This window comes from Curvibacter gracilis ATCC BAA-807, from assembly GCF_000518645.1.
Lineage (GTDB): Bacteria > Pseudomonadota > Gammaproteobacteria > Burkholderiales > Burkholderiaceae_C > Curvibacter > Curvibacter gracilis.
The window spans coordinates 156,673-176,859 of sequence record NZ_JADZ01000016.1; the positions used below are offsets into that span (position 1 = coordinate 156,673).

General features: G+C 66.5%; 17 protein-coding genes and 1 pseudogene. 10 read left to right on the top strand and 8 right to left on the bottom strand.

Annotated elements, in window-relative coordinates; all coding sequences use genetic code 11:
• Nucleotides 1-669, bottom strand: coding sequence for a TetR/AcrR family transcriptional regulator (locus L880_RS35640; RefSeq protein WP_027476317.1), 669 nt, complete (start codon nt 667-669; stop codon nt 1-3).
• Nucleotides 670-819: 150 nt separating this feature from the next.
• Here L880_RS35640 and L880_RS0114660 point away from each other — a divergent pair, with 150 nt between their 5' ends.
• From L880_RS0114660 to L880_RS0114705, 10 genes are all read left to right on the top strand, one after another.
• Entirely contained in the window at nt 820-2,580 is a 1,761-nt protein-coding gene (locus L880_RS0114660; RefSeq protein ID WP_027476318.1) for a PHA/PHB synthase family protein, read from the top strand.
• On the top strand, nt 2,581-3,348 hold the full coding sequence (fabI, locus tag L880_RS0114665; RefSeq protein ID WP_019574199.1) for an enoyl-ACP reductase FabI: 768 nt from the start codon (nt 2,581-2,583) through the stop codon (nt 3,346-3,348).
• A gap of 88 nt (nt 3,349-3,436) precedes the next feature.
• Nucleotides 3,437-4,873 carry an efflux transporter outer membrane subunit gene (locus tag L880_RS32445; protein ID WP_245615159.1) on the top strand — a complete coding sequence of 479 codons (1,437 nt, stop codon included), beginning with the start codon at nt 3,437-3,439 and terminating at the stop codon, nt 4,871-4,873.
• Between the two features lie 29 nt (nt 4,874-4,902).
• Nucleotides 4,903-5,973 carry an HlyD family secretion protein gene (locus tag L880_RS0114675; protein WP_027476319.1) on the top strand — a complete coding sequence of 357 codons (1,071 nt, stop codon included), beginning with the start codon at nt 4,903-4,905 and terminating at the stop codon, nt 5,971-5,973.
• Complete coding sequence (gene rbbA / locus L880_RS0114680; protein WP_245615160.1) at nt 5,970-8,744, top strand: ribosome-associated ATPase/putative transporter RbbA; 2,775 nt, start codon at nt 5,970-5,972, stop codon at nt 8,742-8,744. Before L880_RS0114675 ends, rbbA begins: the two co-directional genes overlap by 4 nt.
• 3 nt (nt 8,745-8,747) lie before the next feature.
• Nucleotides 8,748-9,872: an ABC transporter permease gene (locus tag L880_RS0114685; RefSeq protein ID WP_027476321.1), complete on the top strand. Its 1,125-nt coding sequence runs from the start codon at nt 8,748-8,750 to the stop codon at nt 9,870-9,872.
• A 110-nt stretch (nt 9,873-9,982) separates the two neighbouring features.
• Nucleotides 9,983-11,416 (top strand): bifunctional enoyl-CoA hydratase/phosphate acetyltransferase, encoded by a 1,434-nt coding sequence (locus tag L880_RS0114690; protein WP_027476322.1) that lies wholly within the window; start codon nt 9,983-9,985, stop codon nt 11,414-11,416.
• A 34-nt stretch (nt 11,417-11,450) separates the two neighbouring features.
• Nucleotides 11,451-12,671: an acetate/propionate family kinase gene (locus tag L880_RS0114695; protein ID WP_043329510.1), complete on the top strand. Its 1,221-nt coding sequence runs from the start codon at nt 11,451-11,453 to the stop codon at nt 12,669-12,671.
• A 10-nt stretch (nt 12,672-12,681) separates the two neighbouring features.
• Nucleotides 12,682-12,927, top strand: a complete 246-nt coding sequence (locus L880_RS0114700; RefSeq protein ID WP_027476324.1) for an AbrB/MazE/SpoVT family DNA-binding domain-containing protein — start codon at nt 12,682-12,684, stop codon at nt 12,925-12,927.
• A complete protein-coding gene (locus L880_RS0114705; protein WP_027476325.1) occupies nt 12,924-13,319 on the top strand; it encodes a type II toxin-antitoxin system VapC family toxin in 396 nt (131 codons plus the stop codon). The genes L880_RS0114700 and L880_RS0114705 overlap by 4 nt, the downstream gene beginning before the upstream one ends.
• Nucleotides 13,320-13,335: 16 nt before the next feature.
• On the opposite strand, the gene L880_RS0114710 is transcribed toward L880_RS0114705, so the two are convergent.
• From L880_RS0114710 to tssB, 7 genes and pseudogenes are all read right to left on the bottom strand, one after another.
• Nucleotides 13,336-14,598 carry a glutamate carboxypeptidase gene (locus L880_RS0114710; protein WP_043329512.1) on the bottom strand — a complete coding sequence of 421 codons (1,263 nt, stop codon included), beginning with the start codon at nt 14,596-14,598 and terminating at the stop codon, nt 13,336-13,338.
• 88 nt (nt 14,599-14,686) lie between these two features.
• Nucleotides 14,687-14,795, bottom strand: a pseudogene (locus L880_RS36395) (helix-turn-helix domain-containing protein); the annotation flags it as partial.
• 66 nt (nt 14,796-14,861) lie between these two features.
• A complete protein-coding gene (gene tssK / locus L880_RS0114715; RefSeq protein ID WP_027476327.1) occupies nt 14,862-16,202 on the bottom strand; it encodes a type VI secretion system baseplate subunit TssK in 1,341 nt (446 codons plus the stop codon).
• 21 nt (nt 16,203-16,223) lie between these two features.
• A complete protein-coding gene (gene tssJ / locus L880_RS34405; RefSeq protein WP_169737762.1) occupies nt 16,224-17,120 on the bottom strand; it encodes a type VI secretion system lipoprotein TssJ in 897 nt (298 codons plus the stop codon).
• Nucleotides 17,121-17,330: 210 nt separating this feature from the next.
• The gene (locus L880_RS0114725; protein WP_027476328.1) at nt 17,331-17,816 is read right to left on the bottom strand and encodes an Hcp family type VI secretion system effector; all 486 of its coding nucleotides are present in this window, start codon (nt 17,814-17,816) and stop codon (nt 17,331-17,333) included.
• Between the two features lie 120 nt (nt 17,817-17,936).
• A complete protein-coding gene (tssC, locus tag L880_RS0114730; RefSeq protein ID WP_084461319.1) occupies nt 17,937-19,439 on the bottom strand; it encodes a type VI secretion system contractile sheath large subunit in 1,503 nt (500 codons plus the stop codon).
• Between the two features lie 24 nt (nt 19,440-19,463).
• Nucleotides 19,464-19,997, bottom strand: coding sequence for a type VI secretion system contractile sheath small subunit (gene tssB, locus L880_RS0114735; protein ID WP_027476330.1), 534 nt, complete (start codon nt 19,995-19,997; stop codon nt 19,464-19,466).
• Between the last annotated feature and the right edge of the window lie 190 nt (nt 19,998-20,187).

The window sequence follows — 20,187 nt, forward strand, 5'->3', positions numbered from 1 at the left end:
TCACATGCGTTCAGTATTGGCCGGAGTTTCCAGCAGCACGGCAAGCATTTCCACATAGCCATCTCGCGACGGATCGTCGGCTGTGCCGGGCACGCATTGGGCGTCTTTGCCGAACAACAACTGCGTGACCATGGTGTGCAAGGCCGGCGCCATGGCCAGCCAGGGGTGGCGCACCAGCAGGCTGTCGGCACAGCCCAGGTGGGCAGCCGCGCGGGCCAACGATTCGGCCAGCAGGCGTTGATGGGGCTCCACCACCTGTTGCTGCCACTGCTGCACCAGGTGGGGCACCCGCTCACTCTCGGCCACCAGCAGCCGGAAGGTCGCCACCGTGCCTGGCTGACGCAGGCAGGCCTCAACCTGCCCCACCAGCCACTCGGCCACCCCACGTGCGGTGCTGGCGCCGCCGAGTGTGGGCAGATCCTGCAGGTCGGGCAGGGTCAGCGAGCGCGTCAGAAGGGCTTCGAACACCTCGTCCTTGCTCGCGAAATGCGCGTAGAGCCCCCCTTTGGAGAGACCACAGCGGCGGGCAATGTCGTCCATGCGCGTGGCGGCAAAGCCCCGCTCGGCGAACTCTTGCTGGGCCGCATCCAGGATCTGGCGCATGCGCACCTCGGGGGGCAGGCGCTGACGCGGCGTGGCGGGCGATCGCTCGGGGGCGAGAACGGTCATGGCGATGTCTCCGTCGTGGTCATGGCAGTGACTTGTTGATCATTTATTAGATACCGACCAGTCGGTCGTTAGTTTGATCCAGATCATCACCGGCGGTATGCGACTTGCCTAGAGTCAAGCTCATCCAACCAACGGAAGAGACCGTTCACCATGAGCACACCCGATTCCGCCGATCAGACCGCCTCCGCCACGGCGCAAGCCGCCACTGCGCTGGATGCGGCCTTCCACGCCGCGCTGGCCCGCCACAGCGGCTCGATGTCGCTGGCCTCGCCCTGGCTGGCCGGAATGGACTGGGCCATGCACCTGGCGCTGTCGCCCGGCAAGCGCCTGGCGCTGGCCCAACTGGCCTGGCAGCAGGGTGAGCAGTTTGCCCGCTACGCCACCGAATGCCTGATGGCCGGCCCCGGCCCGGCACGCCAGTGCGTCGAGCCGCCCGCACGCGACCGCCGCTTTGCCGACCCTGAATGGCTGCGCTTTCCCTTCAACCTGCTGCACCAGGGCTTTCTGCTGAACGAGCAATGGTGGCAACAGGCCACCAGCGAGGTCTGGGGGGTGGAAAAGCACCACGCCGATCTGGTGGCCTTCGGCACCCGGCAGTGGCTGGACATGTTCTCGCCCGGCAACCTGCTGCCGGCCAACCCGGTGGTGCTGCACCGCACCCTGCAGGAGCATGGGCTGAACCTGCTGCGCGGCGCCTCCTTCGCCCAGGACGACCTGCAGCGCGCCAGCACGCATGCGCCGGCGGCGGGCACCGAGGCCTTCGAGGTGGGGCGCGACCTGGCCTGCACCCCGGGCGAGGTGGTGCTGCAAAACCGCCTGATCGAGCTGATCCAGTACCGCCCCACCACGGCCCAGGTGCACCCCGAGCCGGTGCTCATCGTGCCGGCCTGGATCATGAAGTACTACATCCTGGACCTGTCGCCCGGGAACTCGCTGATCCGCTACCTGCTGGACCAGGGCCACACCGTGTTCTGCATCTCCTGGAAGAACCCCACCGAGGCCGAACGCGACCTGGCCATGGACGACTACATCGAGCTGGGCTTTGAAGCCGCCTTGCAGGCGGTGCAGACCATCTGCCCGGCGCAGAAGGTGCATGCGTCCGGCTACTGCCTGGGCGGCACCCTGCTGGCCATCGCGGCGGCGGCCCTGGCGCGCGACGGCCGCGACGAGCTGGCCTCGATGACGCTGTTCGCGGCCCAAACCGACTTCAGCGAACCCGGCGAGCTGGGCCTGTTCATCGACGAGAGCCAGCTCAGCCTGCTGGAGGCGCAGATGGCGCAGACCGGCACCCTGAGCGCGGGCCAGATGGCCGGCGCCTTCCAGATGCTGCGCTCCAACGACCTGCTGTGGTCGCGCCTGATCAACGAGTACATGCTGGGCGAGCGCCCCGCCATGAACGACCTGATGGCCTGGAACGCCGATGCCACCCGCATGCCCGCGCGCATGCATTCGCAGTACCTGCGCCAGTTGTTCCTGAACAACGACCTGGCGGCCGGGCGCTACCGGGTCAAAGGGCACACGGTGTCGCTGACCAGCCTGCGCCTGCCAGTGTTCATGGTGGGCACGGTGACCGACCACGTGGCCCCCTGGCGCTCGGTCTACAAGCTGCACCACCTGAGCCCGGCCGAGATCAGCTTCGTGCTGACCAATGGCGGCCACAACGCCGGCATCGTCAGCCCGCCGGGCCACGCTCACCGCCACTACCAGTGCCTGACCCGCAGCGCCGACGGCGCAGCCCTCAGTGCCGACACCTGGCAGGCCCAGGCGCCCCAGGTCGAGGGCTCGTGGTGGCCGGCCTGGCGCGACTGGCTGGGAGCCCATTCCGGCGCTCCCGTCGCCCCGCCCGCCCTCGGCGCCCCCGAACACCCGGTGCTGTACCCCGCCCCCGGCCACTACGTGATGGAGAAGTGAATGACACCCCCCCTGCAAGGTAAGCGCGGCCTGGTGGTCGGCATCGCCAATGAACACAGCATCGCCTGGGGCTGCGCCCGGGCCTTCCGCGACGCCGGGGCCGAGGTCGCGGTGACCTGGCTCAACGACAAGGCCCGGCCCCATGTCGAGCCGCTGGCCGAACAGCTGCAGGCGCCGATCCGCGCGCCGCTCGACGTGGAGCAGCCGGGCCAGCTCGAAGCCCTGTTCGACACCCTGGGGCGTGAATGGGGTCAGCTCGACTTCGTGCTGCACTCGATCGCCTTTGCCCCGATGACCGACCTGCACGGCCGGGTGGTCGATTGCTCGCGCGAGGGCTTTGCCCGGGCCATGGACATCTCGTGCCATTCCTTCATCCGCATGGCACGCCTGGCCGAGCCCCTGATGACCCAGGGCGGCGCCCTGCTGACCATGAGCTACCTGGGCGCCGACGAGGTGGTGGCCAACTACGGCCTGATGGGCCCCGTCAAGGCCGCCCTCGAATCCAGCGTGCGCTACCTGGCCACCGAACTGGGGCCGCAGGGCATCCGCGTGAACGCGGTCTCGCCCGGGCCCCTGGCCACCCGCGCGGCCTCGGGCATCGCCCATTTCGACCAGTTGATGAGCCAGGCCACGGCCCGCTCCCCACTGCGCCGGCTGGTGGGGCTCGATGAAGTCGGCGCCCTGTGCACCTTCCTGGCCAGCGACGGCGGCCGCGCCATCACCGGCGACACGCTGTACGTCGACGCTGGCGTCCACATCATGGGCTGAGCTTGCGATGCGACTGTTTTCCAATTCCCCTAGCGATACCTGGCCACGGCTGAGCGCTTTGTCGAGCGCTTTGTCGAGCACTTTGTCTTTGGCCCTGACCGGTGCCTTGCTGCTGGGCGCCTGTGCCCACACGCCCGAGCCCCTGGCCCTGCCCGCCGCCCCCGTGGCCGGCGTGTACGCCGAGGCCAGTTCACCCACCGACCCGGCCGCCCCCACGCTGGCCTGGCGCAGCTACTTCACCGACCCGGCACTGCAGGCGCTGATCAGCCAGGCCCTGGCCAACAACCGCGATCTGCGCATCGCCGCCGCCCGGGTGCAGCAAGCCCAGGCCGCCTGGGGTCTGCAGCACGCGGCCAGCCTGCCTTCGGTGGTGGGCATGGCCGGCAACAGCCGGGTGCACCTGCCGGCCGGCATCAACCCGCTGGGCAGCACCATCCAGGCCAGCGGCGCCAGCCTCGGGCTGGGCTTTGTGAGCTGGGAGGTGGACCTGTGGAACCGCCTGGGCCAGTTGCAGGACGCCGCGGCCCAAAGCGCTGAAGCCGCCGAGCAGGCCCGCCGCGGCGCCGAGCTCAGCCTGGTGGCCCAGGTGGCCCAGGCCCACCTGGCCCTGGGCGAGCTGGACGAACGCCTGGCCCTGGCCCGCCAGGCCGAGGCCAGCCGCGCCGAGAGCCTGCGCATCTTCACCCGCCGCGTGGCCATGGGCGCCAGCTCGCGCCTGCAACTGACCCAGGTGCAGACCCTGCTGACCCAGGCCCAGGCCCTGGTGGTGCAGCTGGAGCAGGCCCGCGCCGCCCAGGCCCAGACCCTGATCGCGCTGGTCGGCGCCCCGCTGGATCTGCCCGAACGCGCCGACGCGTTGAGCCGCCAGAGCCCGGTGGCCCGGCTTCGCACGGGCCTGCCCTCCGAACTGCTGCAGGCGCGGCCCGACATCGTGGCGGCCGAGCACCAGTTGCGCGCGGCCCACGCCCAGGTGGGCGCGGCACGGGCGGCCTTCTACCCCAGCCTGACGCTGACCACCGCGCTGGGCACCACCAGCACCGATTTCGATGGTCTGTTCCGCGGCGCCAGCAAGGCCTGGCTGTTTGCGCCCAGCCTGAACCTGCCGCTGTTTGACGGCGGCCGGCGCGAGAACAACCTGAGCCTGCAACAGGCGCGGCAGCTCGAAGCCGTGGCGCAGTACGAAAAAAGCATCCAGAACGCCTTCCGCGAGGTGAACGACGCCCTGTCGGCCAGCCACGCGCTGGAGCAACAGGTGCACATCGCCGAGGCGGCCCTGCAGGCCCAGACCGAACGCGCACGCCTGTCCGAGCGCCGCTTCGACGCGGGCTCGGCCGCCTTTCTCGAGGTGCTGGACGCCCAGCGCGACCTGCTGTCCGCCGGCCAGCAACTGGTGCAGGCGCGGCGGGCCGCCATGGCCAGCCGCGTGCTGCTGTACGCGGCCCTGGGCGGCGGCACGCTGGCGGCGGCGGACGCCCCCCCGAGCCCCCCCTCCAGCGGCCCCCGGACCGCCACCGCACAACCCTGAGCCCCCGCACGCAGGAGCCGAGTCACACCATGAAAAAGCCTTCTTCCCTTCTCCCCATCGCCGCTGTCCTGGCCCTCGCCCTGGCCGCCGGGGCCTATGGCTGGACCCACCTGCGCGCCACCGGTCCCGGGCCGGGCTTTGTGAGCGGCAATGGCCGCATCGAAGCCACCGAGATCGACATCGCCACCAAGACCCCGGGCCGGGTGCTCGACATCCTGGTTGGCGAAGGTGATCTGGTCAGCGCCAACCAGCCCCTGGCCCACATGCAGATGCAGAGCCTGGAGGCCCAGCGCGACGAAGCCCGGGCCCGCCAACGCCAGGCCGTGACCGGCGTGGCCAGTGCCGAGGCCCAGGTGGCCATGCGCGAAAGCGATGCCGCCGCCGCCCAGGCCGCCGTGACCGCCCGCGAGGCCGATCTGGACAACGCCCAGCGCCGCCTGGCGCGCTCCACCGACCTGAGCCGCGACGGCGCCGCATCGCAACAAGAGCTGGACGACGACCGGGCCCGCGCACGCAGCGCCACGGCCGCCGTGGCCGCCGCCCGCGCCCAACTGGCCGCAGCCCAGAGCGCGATCGCCGCTGCCCGCTCGCAGGTGGGCAGCGCCCACGCGGCCGTCGTGGCCGGTGACGCCACCGTGGCCCGCATCCAGACCGAGATCGACGACGGCACCCTGGTCGCCCCACGCGCCGGTCGCGTGCAGTACCGCGTGGCCCAGCCCGGCGAGGTGCTGGGCGCGGGCGGCAAGGTGCTCAACCTGGTGGACCTGTCGGAAGTGAACATGGGCTTTTTCGTGCCCGAGACCGTGGCCGGCCGCCTGGCCGTGGGCAGCGAGGTGCACCTGGTGCTGGACGCCGCCCCGCAGTACGTGATCCCGGCCAAGGTGTCGTATGTGGCGGCCACCGCCCAGTTCACGCCCAAGACGGTGGAGACCGCCAGCGAGCGCCAGAAGCTGATGTTCAAGGTGAAGGCGCAGATCGACCGCGATCTGCTGCGCCGTCACCTGCAGCAGGTCAAGACCGGCCTGCCCGGGGTGGCCTGGCTCAAGCTCGACCCGCAGGCCGAATGGCCTGCTGAACTGGCCGTGAAGGTGCCCCAGTGAGTGAGACCGGCGACGCCGGGCAGGTGGCCCCGGCCCCCTGCGCCCGCCTCGACGGGGTGAGCCTGCGACATGGCAACACCCTGGCCCTGGACAACATCACGCTGAGCCTGCCCGCGGGCTGCCGCGTGGGCCTGATCGGCCCCGACGGCGTGGGCAAATCCAGCCTGCTGTCGCTGCTGGCCGGGGCCCGCGCGGTGCAGCAAGGCCGGGTCGAGACCCTGGGCGGCGACATGGCCAGCAGCGCCCACCGCGATGCCGTGTGCCCGCGCATCGCCTACATGCCGCAAGGCCTGGGCAAGAACCTGTACCCCACGCTGTCGGTGGAGGAGAACCTGCAGTTCTTCGGCCGCCTGTTCGGCCACAGCCCGGCCGAGCGCCGCCGCCGCATCGACAGCCTCACCGCCAGCACCGGGCTGTCGCCCTTTCTGAGCCGGCCGGCCGGCAAGCTCTCGGGCGGCATGAAGCAGAAGCTGGGCCTGTGCTGCGCGCTGATCCACGACCCCGACCTGCTGATCCTGGACGAGCCCACCACCGGCGTGGACCCGCTGTCGCGCAGCCAGTTCTGGGACCTGATCGACCGCATCCGCGCCGAGCGCCCGAGCATGAGCGTGATCGTAGCCACCGCCTACATGGAAGAAGCCGAGCGCTTCGACTGGCTGGTGGCCATGGACGCGGGCCGCGTGCTGGCCACCGGCAGCGCCCCCGAACTGCGCCACCAGGCCGGTGCCGACACCCTGGAGGCCGCCTTCATCGCCCTGCTGCCCGAAGAGCGCCGGCGTGGCCACCAGGCGGTGCAGGTGCCGCCGCTGGACGCCGCCGCCGACCAGGCCATGGCCATCGAGGCCCAGGGCCTGACCATGCGCTTCGGCGACTTCGTGGCGGTGGACCATGTGGACTTCCGCATCCGGCGCGGTGAGATCTTCGGCTTTCTGGGCTCCAACGGCTGCGGCAAGTCGACCACCATGAAGATGCTGACCGGCCTGCTCAGCGCCACCGAGGGCCAGGCCCTGTTGTTCGGCCAGACCGTCGACCCCAATGACCTGGCGATCCGCCGCCGCGTGGGCTACATGTCGCAGGCCTTCTCGCTGTACAGCGAGCTCACGGTGGAGCAGAACCTGGTGCTGCATGCGCGCCTGTTCGGCGTGCCCGAAGCCGAGGTGGCGGCACGGGTGGCGCACATGGTGCAGCGCTTCAGCCTCAGCGAGGTGGTGGGCAGCCTGCCCGAGAACCTGCCCCTGGGCATGCGCCAGCGCCTGTCGCTGGCCGTGGCCATGGTGCACCAGCCCGAGCTGCTGATCCTGGACGAGCCCACCTCGGGCGTGGACCCGGTGGCGCGCGACCTGTTCTGGCAGCTGATGATCGACCTGGCCCGGCAGGACGGCGTGACCATCTTCATCTCGACCCACTTCATGAACGAGGCCGAGCGCTGCGACCGCATCTCGCTGATGCACGCGGGCCGGGTGCTGGTGAGCGACACGCCGGCAGCCATCGTGCGCCAGCGCGGCGCGCCCACGCTGGAGGCGGCCTTCATCAGCTACCTGCGCGAGGCCACGGGTGAAGACGCCGACGCACCCGTGCCCGCCCCCACCGCTGCGGCGCCTGAAGCAGCGGTGCCCCAGCACCCCGGCACACCCGCACGGCGCAAGCGCTTCAGCCTGGCCCGGGCCCTGAGCTATTCGCTGCGCGAGGCCCTGGAGTTGCAGCGCGACCCGGTGCGCGCCACGCTGGCCCTGCTGGGCACGGCCATCCTGATGTTCATCATCGGCTACGGCATCAGTCTGGACGTGGAAGACCTCTCGTACGCCGTGCTGGACCGCGACCAGACCGTGCTGAGCCAGAACTACGCGCTCAACCTGTCGGGCTCGCGCTACTTCATCGAACGCCCCCCGATCACCAGCGACGCCGAGCTGGACCGGCGCCTGCGCAGCGGCGAGCTGGCCGTGGCCATCGAGATCCCACCCGGCTTCGCCCGCGACCTGGCGCGCGGCAAGACCGTGAGCGTGGGCGCCTGGGTGGACGGCGCCATGCCCACCCGCGCCGAGACCGTGCGCGGCTATGTGCAGGCCCTGCACATGGGCTGGATCGCCGAACAGGCCGAACAGCGCCTGGGCGTGCACCTGGGCACCGCCAGCCAGATCGAGACCCGCTACCGCTACAACCCCGATGTGAAAAGCCTGCCGGCCATGGTGCCCGCGGTGATCCCCATGCTGCTGATGATGATCCCGGCCATGCTGACGGCGCTGTCGGTGGTGCGCGAAAAAGAGCTGGGCTCGATCATCAACCTGTACGTCACTCCGGTCACACGCACCGAGTTCCTGCTGGGCAAGCAGCTGCCTTATGTGGGGCTGGCCATGTTCAACTTCGCGCTCATGACGGTGCTGGCCGTGACCGTGTTCGGGGTGCCGGTGAAGGGCAGCCTGGCCACGCTCACGCTGGCCGCCCTGCTGTTCGTCATCAGCGCCACCGGCTTCGGCCTGCTGGCCTCGACCTTCACGCGCAGTCAGATCGCGGCCATGTTCGTGACCATGATCGGCACCCTGATCCCCTGCGTGCAGTTTGCCGGCCTGCTCAACCCGGTGTCCTCGCTGGAGGGCACGGGGGCCTTGATCGGGGCGGTGTACCCGGCCACCCACTTCCTGACCATCAGCCGCGGCGTGTTCAGCAAGGCGCTGGACCTGGGGGCGTTGGCCGGTTCGTTCTGGCCGCTGGCGGCCTCGATCCCGGTGATCCTCGGCCTGGCCGTGGCGTTGCTGAAGAAGCAGGAGACCTGAGCCATGAGCCGACTCAAGAACATTGTCCGCCTGGGCGTGAAAGAGTTGTGGAGCCTGATCCGCGACCCGATGATGCTGGTGCTGATCGCCTACACCTTCACGCTGTCGATCTACGTGGCCGCCACCGCCATGCCCGAGACGCTGCACAACGCAGCCGTCGCCATCGTCGACGAAGACGGCTCGCCCCTGTCGGCGCGCATCGCGCAGGCCTTCTACCCGCCGCACTTCAACACCCCGCGCCTGCTGACCCTGACCGAGATGGACGCCGGCATGGACAGCGGCGACTACACCTTTGTGCTCGACATCCCGCCCGACTTCCAGGCCGATGTGCTGGCCGGCAAGTCGCCGCGCGTGCAGCTCAATGTGGACGCCACGCGCATGAGCCAGGCCTTCACGGGCAGCAGCTACATCCAGCAGATGGTGAGCGACGAGGTGAACGAGTTCGTGCGCCGCTACCGGGCCCCGACCCAGTTGCCGGTGGAGCTGAATGTGCACACGCGCTTCAACCCCAACCTGGAGCAGTCGTGGTTCGGCTCGCTGATGGAGATCATCAACAACGTCACCATGCTGTCCATCATCCTGACCGGCGCCGCCCTGATCCGCGAGCGCGAGCACGGCACCATCGAGCACTTGCTGGTGATGCCGGTGCGCCCGCTGGAGATCATGCTGGCCAAGGTCTGGGCCATGGGCCTGGTGGTGTGGAGCGCGGCACTGATCGCACTGATCTTCGTGGTGCAGGGGGCGCTGCACGTGCCCATCCAGGGCTCGCTGGCGCTGTTCATGCTGGCGGTGGCGCTGCACCTGTTCGCCACCACCTCGATGGGCATCTTCCTGGCCACGGTGGCCCGCTCCATGCCGCAGTTCGGCATGCTGCTGGTGCTGGTGCTGCTGCCGCTGGAGCTGCTGTCGGGCGGCATGACGCCGCGCGAAAGCATGCCGCGCCTGGTGCAGGACCTGATGCAGGCGGCCCCCACCACCCACTTCGTGACCGTGGCCCAGGCCATTCTGTACCGCGGTGCCGGCCTGGACGTGGTGTGGCCGGCGCTGCTGGCGATTGCGGTGATCGGCAGCGTGCTGTTCAGCGCTGCGCTGGCCCGCTTTCGCAACACCATCAGCCAGATGGCCTGAAGCCACTGCCCCTCTGTCATGGCCCGGTCATGCTCCACACCGATACCCGGACCTGACGCCACGCCGGTGCCGACCTATTCTGTCGAAACGCCCTGATCAAGGACCGCCCCATGCCCTCTGAAACCACCGCCCCCATGAGCACCGACACGCTGCAGACCGTGCACAACCGCACCTTCGACCAGATCGCCCTGGGCGACACCGAATCCATCCGCCGCCAGCTGACGGCCGAGGACATCCAGCTGTTCGCCATCCTGTCGGGCGACGTGAACCCGCAGCACCTGGACGCCGACTACGCCGCCGCCTCGCGCTTTCATGGCGTGATCGCCCACGGCATGCTGGGCGGCGCACTGATCTCGGCGGTGCTGGGCACCCGCCTGCCCGGGCCCGGCACCATCTACCTGAGCCAGAGCCTGCAGTTCATGGCCCCGGTGCGCATCGGCGACACGCTGGACATCAGCGTCACCGTGACCGAACGCGAAGAGACCAAAAAGCGGCTCAAGCTGGCCTGCGCCTGCGTCAACCAGGACGGCGTGACCGTGATCCGCGGCGAGGCCCAGGTGATCGCGCCCACCGAGTCGGTGTCGCGTCCGCGCAGCACCCTGCCCGAGGTGCACCTGAGTGCCGGCAACGACGGCCCGCGCCGCCTGCTGGCCGAGGCCCGCCCGCTGGGCCCGATCCGCATGGCGGTGGTGCACCCCTGCGATGCCCTGAGCCTGTCGGCCGCCCTGGATGCGCAGGCCGCCGGCCTGATCACCCCCATCCTGGTGGCGCCGCGCGCGCGGCTGCAGGCGGTGGCCGCCGAAGCCGGCCTGAGCCTGGACGGCCTGGCCATCGAAGACGTGCCGCACAGCCATGCCGCCGCCGACCGCGCCGTCGAACTGGTGCAGCAAGGCCAGGCCGAGGCCCTGATGAAGGGCAGCCTGCACACGGACGAGCTGATGGCCGCGGTGGTGTCGGCCGAACACGGCCTGCGCACCAAGCGCCGCATCAGCCACTGCTTTCTGATGCAGACCCCGGCCTACCCCCGGCCCTTCATCATCACCGACGCCGCCATCAACATCGCCCCCGGCCTGGACGCCAAGGCCGACATCGTGCGCAATGCCATCGAGCTGGCGCACGCCATCGGCGTGGCCCAGCCCCGGGTGGCCATCCTGGCCGCGGTGGAGACCGTCAACCCCGCCATGCCGGCCACGCTGGACGCCGCCGCCCTGTGCAAGATGGCCGACCGCGGCCAGATCAGCGGGGCCCTGCTGGACGGCCCGCTGGCCTTTGACAACGCGGTGTCGGCCGCGGCCGCCCACATCAAGGGCATCGAGTCGGAGGTGGCCGGCCGCGCCGATGTGCTGGTGGTGCCCGACCTGGAAAGCGGCAACATGCTGGCCAAGCAGCTCGAATACCTGGGCGGCGCCGCCAGCGCCGGCATCGTGCTGGGCGCGCGCGTGCCCATCGTGCTGACCAGCCGCGCCGACTCGCGCGAGAGCCGCATCAGCTCGTGCGCCATCGCGGTGCTGCTGGCCCACCGCTACCGCAGCACCCCTCCCTGAACCGGCTGACCGAACAAGCTGCATGAGTGCCCCCATGAACACCGCCCTGAACACCTGCATCCTGGTCCTGAACTGCGGCTCGTCGAGCATCAAGTTCGCCCTCTTCGACGCCAGCCGGCAGCCGCTGCCGCGCAGCCCGATCTGGGGCGGCAAGATCGAGGGCATCGGCGGGCCCCAGGCCACGCACACAGAAACCGGCCAGCCCCCGGTGGGCCTGAGCCTGGACCCGGCCAACCCCTACCACGCGGCCCTCGAACACATCGAGCGCCGCGTGCTGGCCCAGCCGGACGCCCGGCACCTGGCAGCTGTGGCGCACCGGGTGGTGCACGGCGGGGCCAAGTACTTCGAGCCGGTGGCGGTGAACACCCAGGTGCTGGCCGACCTGCGCGAGTACATCCCGCTGGCGCCGCTGCACCAGCCCTTTGCGCTGGAGGCCATCGAGGCGCTGCTGCAGCGCCAGCCCCGGCTGCTGCAGGTGGCCTGTTTCGACACCGCCTTTCACCACACCCTGCCCCAGGTCGAGCAGATGCTTCCCCTGCCCTATGCGGCCTGGGAGCGCGGGCTGCGCCGCTACGGCTTTCATGGCCTGTCGTACGCCTACCAGGCCCTGGTGCTGCCCGAGCGCCACGGCGATGTGGCCCGGGGCCGCACCGTGGTGGCCCACCTGGGCTCGGGCGCCAGCCTGTGCGCCATGAACGATCTGAAAAGCGTGGCCACCACCATGGGCTTCTCGGCCCTCGATGGTCTGATGATGGGCACGCGCTGCGGCGCGCTCGACCCGGGCGCCGTGATCTACCTGATGGAAATCGAGAAGCTGAGCCTGCAGCAGGTGGCGCATGTGCTGTACCACGAGTCGGGCCTGCTGGGGGTGTCGTGCCTGTCGTCCGACCCGCGCGTGCTGCTGGCCCACGAGGCCAGCGACGAGCGCGCCCGCGCAGCGCTGGATCTGTATGTGCGCCGCATCGTGCGCGAGATCGGCGCCCTGGTGGCCGTGCAGGGCGGGCTGGACCTGCTGGCCTTCACGGCCGGCATCGGCGAACACAATGCCGAGATCCGCTCACGCATCTGCCGCCAACTGGGCTTTCTGGGCCTGCGTCTGGACGAGGCCGCCAACCAGCGCCACGCGGCCAGCATCTCGGCGCCCGACAGCACCGTGCGCGTGGCCGTCGAGCCCGCCAACGAGGAATGGGTGGCGGCCCGGGCTGCGGCTTTGCTGGTGGGGGTGGCGGTTGACGCCGCCGAAGCCAGCCACTAAGGTTCAGACCATGACCACTGCCACACTCAGCTCCAAAGGCCAGATCACCATTCCCATTGAGGTGCGGACCGAACTCAAGGTGAACACGGGTGACCGGGTCGAGTTTGTCCAGATCGCCCCCGGCCGCTATGAGTTCGTGGCCGCCACCCGCGACATCACCGAACTCAAGGGCATGTTCGGACCGGCGCAAGCCATGGTGACGCTGGAAGACATGGACGCGGCAGTGGCCCAAGCCTCAGCCGCCGCGGCGCGATGATCGGCCTGGACACGAACGTTCTGGTTCGTTACATCATGCAGGATGACCCCCTGCAGTCGGCCAAAGCCACGCAGTTGCTGGAGTCATTGGACGCCAACAACCTGGGTTTTGTGGCCTTGGCCAGCATTCTGGAGCTGTACTGGGTTCTGACCGCCAGCTACAAGCTCAGCCGGGCGCAGGCGGCGCAAGCCCTCGACGCCCTGCTGCACACCCGACAGATCCAGGTGGAGCAGGCAGATCGGGTCATCCATGCGCTGCGCGCTCACGCCACCGGCCAGGGCGATTTTGCGGACTGCCTGATCGAACGATCGGCCGCCGCAGCGGGCTGCACGCAGACCCTGACTTTCGACGTCAAGGCTGCCCAGCACGCTGGCATGAAGCTCATCGCCTGAAGCGAGACTCAGGCCCTCAAGGCTGGCCCAGTTCCATCAGCAGCCGGGTGGCCAGGTACAGGCGGGGCACGATGGAGTCGACCTCGATGTATTCATCGCGGGCGTGGTAGCCAAAACCGGCCAGGCCGAAGCTCTCGACCACCGCGGCCTTGCCCGAGCGGCTGGCAAAGCCCGCATCGGTGGCGCCGCCGGTCATGTCCACCAGCGCGAGCGGACGGTTGTCCAGTTCGGCATAGATGGCCTGGGCGCGCTGGGCCAGCGCACGCCCCGCTGCCGAGGCCACGAAGGGCGGGCGGCCGATCACCATCTGCACGCTGGTCTCGGTGTCGGGCACCACCTTGTTGCGCTGCACCGCCTCCTTGAGCTTGTCATTCAAGGCCTCGGCCGCGCCATTCTGGGTGGTGCGCACATCGGCGCCTGCCGTGGCCAGCTCGGGGATCTGGTTGCGCACCGTGCCCGATTGCGAGGTAGTCCAGTTCAGCTGGGCACCAGGCACGCTCTTGGCGATGTCGCGTGTCTGCACCAACTGGTTCGACAGCTCGATCAGGGCATTGCGACCCAGCTCGGGGGCGGCGCCGGCATGCGAGGCCTTGCCCTTGACCTGCAATGTCACCGTGGCGGTGCCGGCGGCGCCCAGCAACAGTGCTTCCTGGCGGGCCACGGCCTTGGCGGCGGTGGGCTCAAAGGACAACACCACATCCTGCTGTGCGCCGAGGGCAGCAATGGTCTCGCCCGAACCGATCGAGCCCACTTCTTCGTCGGGGTTGAACAGCACGGTCAGGGTGGCAAAGTCGGCCCAGCCCCGCTCGCGCAACAGGGCCAGCGAATGCAGGATGACGGCGATGCCGCCCTTGTCGTCGGCAATGCCCGGGCCATAGATGCGGCCGCCTTCCACCTTGTAGGGCTGGGTTTTCAGAATGCCCGGCTGGTACACCGTGTCCATGTGCGCCTGCAGCATGAAGTGCTTGCGCCCCGTGCCCTGCAAGGTGCCGATCACGATGTCGGCCCCGGTGCCCGCCGTGGCCTTGCGGCGCTCGGTCTTGAAGCCCAGGGCCTGCAGCCGCTGTTCGGTGAAGGCCGCCATGCGCGCCAGGCCGGCCTCATCGGAACTGCCCGACTCGATCAGCACCATCTCGCGCAGGCTGTCGATGACCGCAGGCTGGGCTTTCTCGGCCGCCGCCTTCAGGGCAGCATCGGGTGCTGCAGCCACCCCGATGGAGCCTGCTGCCAGACACAGGGCAGTCAGCCAGCGGGCGCAGGGGGCAAAACGGATCGGCATGGGGAATCTCCTGTCAGAAGCGGGGGCAACAAAAAAGTCGTCATCACGAAGAAGTCGGTCGGCGGCCAGGGCATGAAGGCCCCCGCGCTCAGCCAGCTTCAAGCACACGCATTTCAACATGCAAGCCAGCAGCCGTGGCCATGTTCACAAATGCGTCCAGGCCGAAAAGCATGATTTTTTCGCATCAGGTCCGATACGTGCAAAACCCGGAACATACCGACAAGGTCACCCAAGCAAATCGCTTGCTGGGCTCTGCGCCCACTTCATCGCACACCCCATAGCTCCGTTCGAAGGCCTGGCACATCACCAGCCACGTGCAGACCAAATCCGCCGTGACGCAGCAGGTGCTCCCACAAAGCCCCCCGAGGCTCAACCAGAAAATAGACAAAGCCCATGTTGAAGGGAATTTGCCGCGGCGGCACAGGCAACACCGACAAACCAATGCCAGGCAAATGCAGCCGCACCAGTTCAGGCAGACGATCGGTCGGTCCCACCTTCGCCTGAGCCAGAAACTGGTGCGCCAAAAGATCGGCAGGTATCTGTGCCGAAACAGCCAGAACCACGCTGCTGTATGAGGACAAAGCGCTGGGGTCGATACTCCCCACGAACATGCCATGCGGACGCGCCTCCAGCGGAATGGACTGTGCGCTGCGGATCAATATGTCATTGAGCAGCGCTTGCACCTCGCGGGTCAAGCCGTGAAAACTGGCATATGGATCCGCGTGACGGTAGTGGGGCAGCGCTTCAGGACGACGACGGCGAGGACGAAGGTAGGTGCTCAGCTCGGCGGCGAAACTTCGCAGAAGAACATAGATCGGCTCCAGCGGCGTGTCTCTGACCAGCAGGAGGTGCTCAAGCACGGATTCATAGCGGTTGATGATCTGCAACAGCAGATAGTCTGTCACCTCTCCAGCCTCTGCAGCCTTTCCGTCACTTCCCGCCAAGCGCTCGGCGAGCGAATCGGCCCTGAGGCGCGCCGTGCCATGGGTCTGCTGCAACCACTGGATCAGAGTTTCGCTGGCCCCGTAGGCGTTCACCGGCGGGATGAAGGCAGGATCGAGCAGGGCGCGACCATCAGACCTCAGGCTGTGCAAGCGTGCGACAGGCAAGCCAATCCAGCCATCGTTCAACTCCTTGTCTGGCACCAGTCGCAAGCGCAGTCTTGCAAGTTGAACGGGCCTGGGCCCCTGACCAACAGAGTTCGAATCACGCAACTCGGTTTCAAAGACCGAGAAGCGGGCCAGTGAACCAGGCACGTCGTCAAAACGGGTCTCTTCGCCGTTGGGGCTGCGGATCGGCACGGCCAGGTGGATCACCTGCTCGAGGTGCTGAGGCATCAGGGTCAAAGGTGCTGGCGGCGGGTTCTGGACCGGGACATCGAAGGGCGTTCCGTCGGTGAAGACACCGCTGGCGCTGGACAACACCAACTTGCCCAGAGAAAGTGAATCGGCATCGATGTCCAGATGGCTGAAACCCCAAAAAAACGGTGACAGCGGCGCACTTCTGCGGTGGGCAAAGGCTTCAAGGTAGCGTTCCTGTTGCTGAAACAATTGCGGCCGCAGAAACAGGCCCTCACTCCAGACAACTTTATTGGTCCAACTCACGAAAGCAATCTCCTCGACGCATCACTGCGCAAAAATAGGTTTTTTGGGTACCAGTTTCTCAAGCGGGTCGGGATGGGGCAGCGACGAAGGCGCTTGATGAAATGGACCCGGCGTCTCCGGCACGGGCAGCTTCAACTCCGAGGACAGTCCGATGTCTGGGATGGTGTCCGGTTTCGCGGACTGTGGTTGAGCCATCGACGGGCTCTTCGGCGTTTTTTCTGCAGGGAGATTCAGCACGTCGGCGCCAGTCACATCCGACCGATGGATAGCCGTTGCCATGCTCGAGGTACGCGCCAGGTCGGTGATCAACACGGTGTTCGATTGCAGATCAATGCGCAAAGAGCTCGTTGAGCTTGGCGTCAAACCGCTGTACCACTTCAACTCGGGCGCCACCGGCAAGCGGTAGAGGGCGCGCCAGGTCGATATGGGCAAGTCACGATAGCCCGCCACAATTCCGATGTATCGGGTCTCTGGATTGGAATGGCGCTGCAGCACCTGTGCCTGTCCGGGACGGAGAATGAACTGATCGACCATCAAAATCTCCCCACCCAGCGTTGCCCGGTCACGGAGATACAACGCGAAGAAGTCGGCCTCCTGGAAGGCGTCAGCGCTACGCAACTCGTAGATCCGCAACAGAATCGGGGCAGCACGACCTTGCGGATCCGGGTTGAGACGGTCCGAAGCCTCGATAAACAATTCAAGCTCGGTGGGCTCGCGCTGCCCCGGCGTTGAAGGCCTCAGGGATCCACATGCAGTAAGCGTCACCCCCATGAGGATGCAGCACAGACTTGAGCGCAGGTGAGTCCCCGAGGGCCATGACAAGAACTTTGTCCACGGTTGTCGTGCCCCGAACTGCGAAAACTCAGTGGATGAGCCGACGACCCGTCCGGCGATGGAGAATTGACTGGCTTCAGGCATGGAACTTGGTTCGGGGACTGTGTCGCCCCATGGGGAGTGACAACCCACGGGGCGCAGTCCGGACATCAATTGGAGGGGTTGGGCCACCAAACGCGGTAGCCGTGTCTGGGTCTTTCACTTCGGCGCCGTCGCTGGGAAGCTCAGGAGAGCCCGGAGGGTCGTTTCCCGTCCATGAATAGCCGCGGTGGCTCGTTCGCAACCGGCCTGATATCAAGCCTCTTTGTTCTTCTGAATGTCGTAGCCCGCAGTGATGGCACCACCCGATCCGCCCTGCTGGTTCTGCACGGTGTACTCAGTCTTGACCTTCGCAAATGACAAGCCCACGCGCTCGCGGACCTTGACCTCGTCCGTCGCACTGCCAGTCGGCTGCACCAAGGTGACGACCACGTCGCTCATGGTGATCTTCATGTATTCCAGAGGGCTGCCACCGGCCTTGCGAACCGTGAGCTTGGCCTCTGGAATGTGCTTTCCAGTGACACAGTACTTGAACAGATTGGGCGTGGCTCGGTCAACATAGTGCTCGAACATCAGATCGCCCACTTGGGCTTTACCCGTGCCGCCACCCGACCCCGTGTGCATGGTCGACTCTTGAACGATCGACCATTGCCACTGCAGCACATCGATCTCATTGTTGTGGACCGAGTCTTGACTCTCACCGTCGATACCGGCAAGTTTGATGAACATGTCTTGAGCCATGGCGCCTCCTGATGGAATGAAAAACAGAGAAAAGGAATCAATGGGCAGGGTCTGCAACCGGATGGGTTACAGCCCCTGTTATGCGGCCACTGCAAGGCAGTGGTCAGGCAGCCCGACAGCTCATGTGGCCTGCTTGCCCGAGGGCAGGCGAGCCACGAGGCGCAGACTGACTGTCAGCCCTTCGAGCTGGAAATGCGGGCGCAAGAAGAACTTGGCGTTGTAGTAGCCAGGATTGCCCTCCACATCATCGACAACCACCTCTGCAGCCGCCAGAGGGCGGCGTGCCTTGGTCTCTTGTGATGAATTAGAGGGGTCTGCATCAACGTAATGCATGATCCATTCGTTGAGCCATCGCTGCATGTCCTCGCGCTCTTTGAACGAGCCGATCTTGTCGCGCACGATGCACTTGAGGTAATGCGCAAAGCGACTGCTGGCGAACAAATAGGGCAAGCGGGCCGACAGGTTGGCGTTGGCCGTCGCATCTGGATCCATGTATTCCTGCGGCTTCTGCAAAGACTGTGCGCCGATGAAGGTCGCATGATCCGTGTTCTTGCGATGGACCAGCGGAATGAAGCCCGATTTGGCCAACTCCGCTTCCCGACGATCCGAGATTGCGATCTCAGTGGGGCACTTCATGTCGAAGCCGCCATCGTCGGTAGGGAAGGTGTGCGCGGGAAGATCCTCCAGTGTTCCACCGGATTCCACCCCTCGGATCATGGTGCACCAACCAAAGTACTTGAAGCTGCGATTCACGTTGACGGCCATGGCATACGCAGCGTTGTTCCACACATACTTCCTGTGGTCCGCACCATCGGTCTGCTCTTCAAAGTCGAACTCATCAACAGGATTGGTCTTGGCCCCATAGGGCAGGCGTGCGAGGAATCTGGGCATGGCCAGCCCCACATAACGCGAGTCCTCAGTGGCTCGCAGACTGTTCCAGGCGGCATGGTCCAAGTTGGAGGTGATCTTGGTCAGGTCTCGCGGATTGGCGAGTTCCTGCCAGGACTCCATCTGCAACACCGATGGGGCTGCCCCCGAGATGAATGGAGCATGAGCTGCAGCCGCAATCTTGGCCAGTGCCGACAGCAATTCGACATCCGGAGGTGTGTGATCGAAGTAGTAGTCAGCAACCAGGGCACCGTAGGGCTCGCCACCCAACTGCCCGTATTCCTCCTCGTAGAGGCGCTTGAATAAAGGACTCTGATCCCAGGCAATGCCCTTGTAGCGCCGCAGGGTACGACGCAACTCATCTTTGGAGATGTCCATGAATCGGATCTTGAGCATCTCATCGGTCTCGGTATTGAAGACCAGATGTTGGAGGCCACGCCACGCGGATTCGACTTGCTGGAATTCGGCATGGTGCAGGATCAGGTTGATCTGCTCAGACAGCTTGCGGTCAATCTCAGCGATGATGGCTTCGATGCTGGTGTAGGCATCGTCGCTCAGGGTGACGGTGTTGATGAGGGCCTGATCTGCAAGGGTGCGTACGGCGGACACGACCGCCTCACGTTGTTTTTCCCCCTTCGGTTTGAATTCACGATCCAGCAGGTTGCTGAAGTCGTCGATAGGGATCTCAAAAGCCTGCAGGGGCGCCGCTTCGATCACTTGGGAGTGTGTGTGCATGAATTCTCCTTGGTTGACGTAAGCTCAGGCGAGCGGGGCGTCTTCGACCAGCGACTCGTCCGAGCTCGGCTTGGGACTGGCGGCCAGCGATTTCATCAGGGGCGCATCCTGAAGCAGACGCCGCAACAACTCTTCGGCACCTGATTTGCCGTCCATATAGGTCTGCAGATTGGCCAATTGGGTCCGAGCATCCAGCAACACGGACAAGGCACTCACTTGTCGGGCAATCGCTGCTGGCGAAAAGTCGTCCATGCTTTCAAAACTGATATCTACCATCAGGTAGCCCTCTCCTGTGAGGGTATTGGGAACGGGAAACGCCACGCGCGGGCGGATCGCCTTCATTCGCTCATCGAAATTGTCAATGTCGATCTCCAGGAACTTGCGATCCGACACCTTCGGAAGGTCTTCCTGCGGCTTGCCGGAAAGATCGGCCAGAACGCCCATGACAAAGGGCAATTCGACCTTCTTCTCGGAACCGTAGATCTCGACGTCGTATTCGATCTGCACACGAGGGGGTCGATTACGGGCGATGAATTTCTGACCACTCTTGCTGAACATATTGCTGCCAGCCATAAAGTCCTCCTTATTCAAATGAATTAATCGATTTACCAAACAAAACAAGCAACACTCAACCAACCCTAACGAGCCTCCCGAACTGCCCGCGATCAGGTTTAAAGGGGTAGGCGCAGAAAAATTGCTTTCATCTCGAAATTCACAGCCCCAAGCGCCCCATAGCGCCGCCACCCTT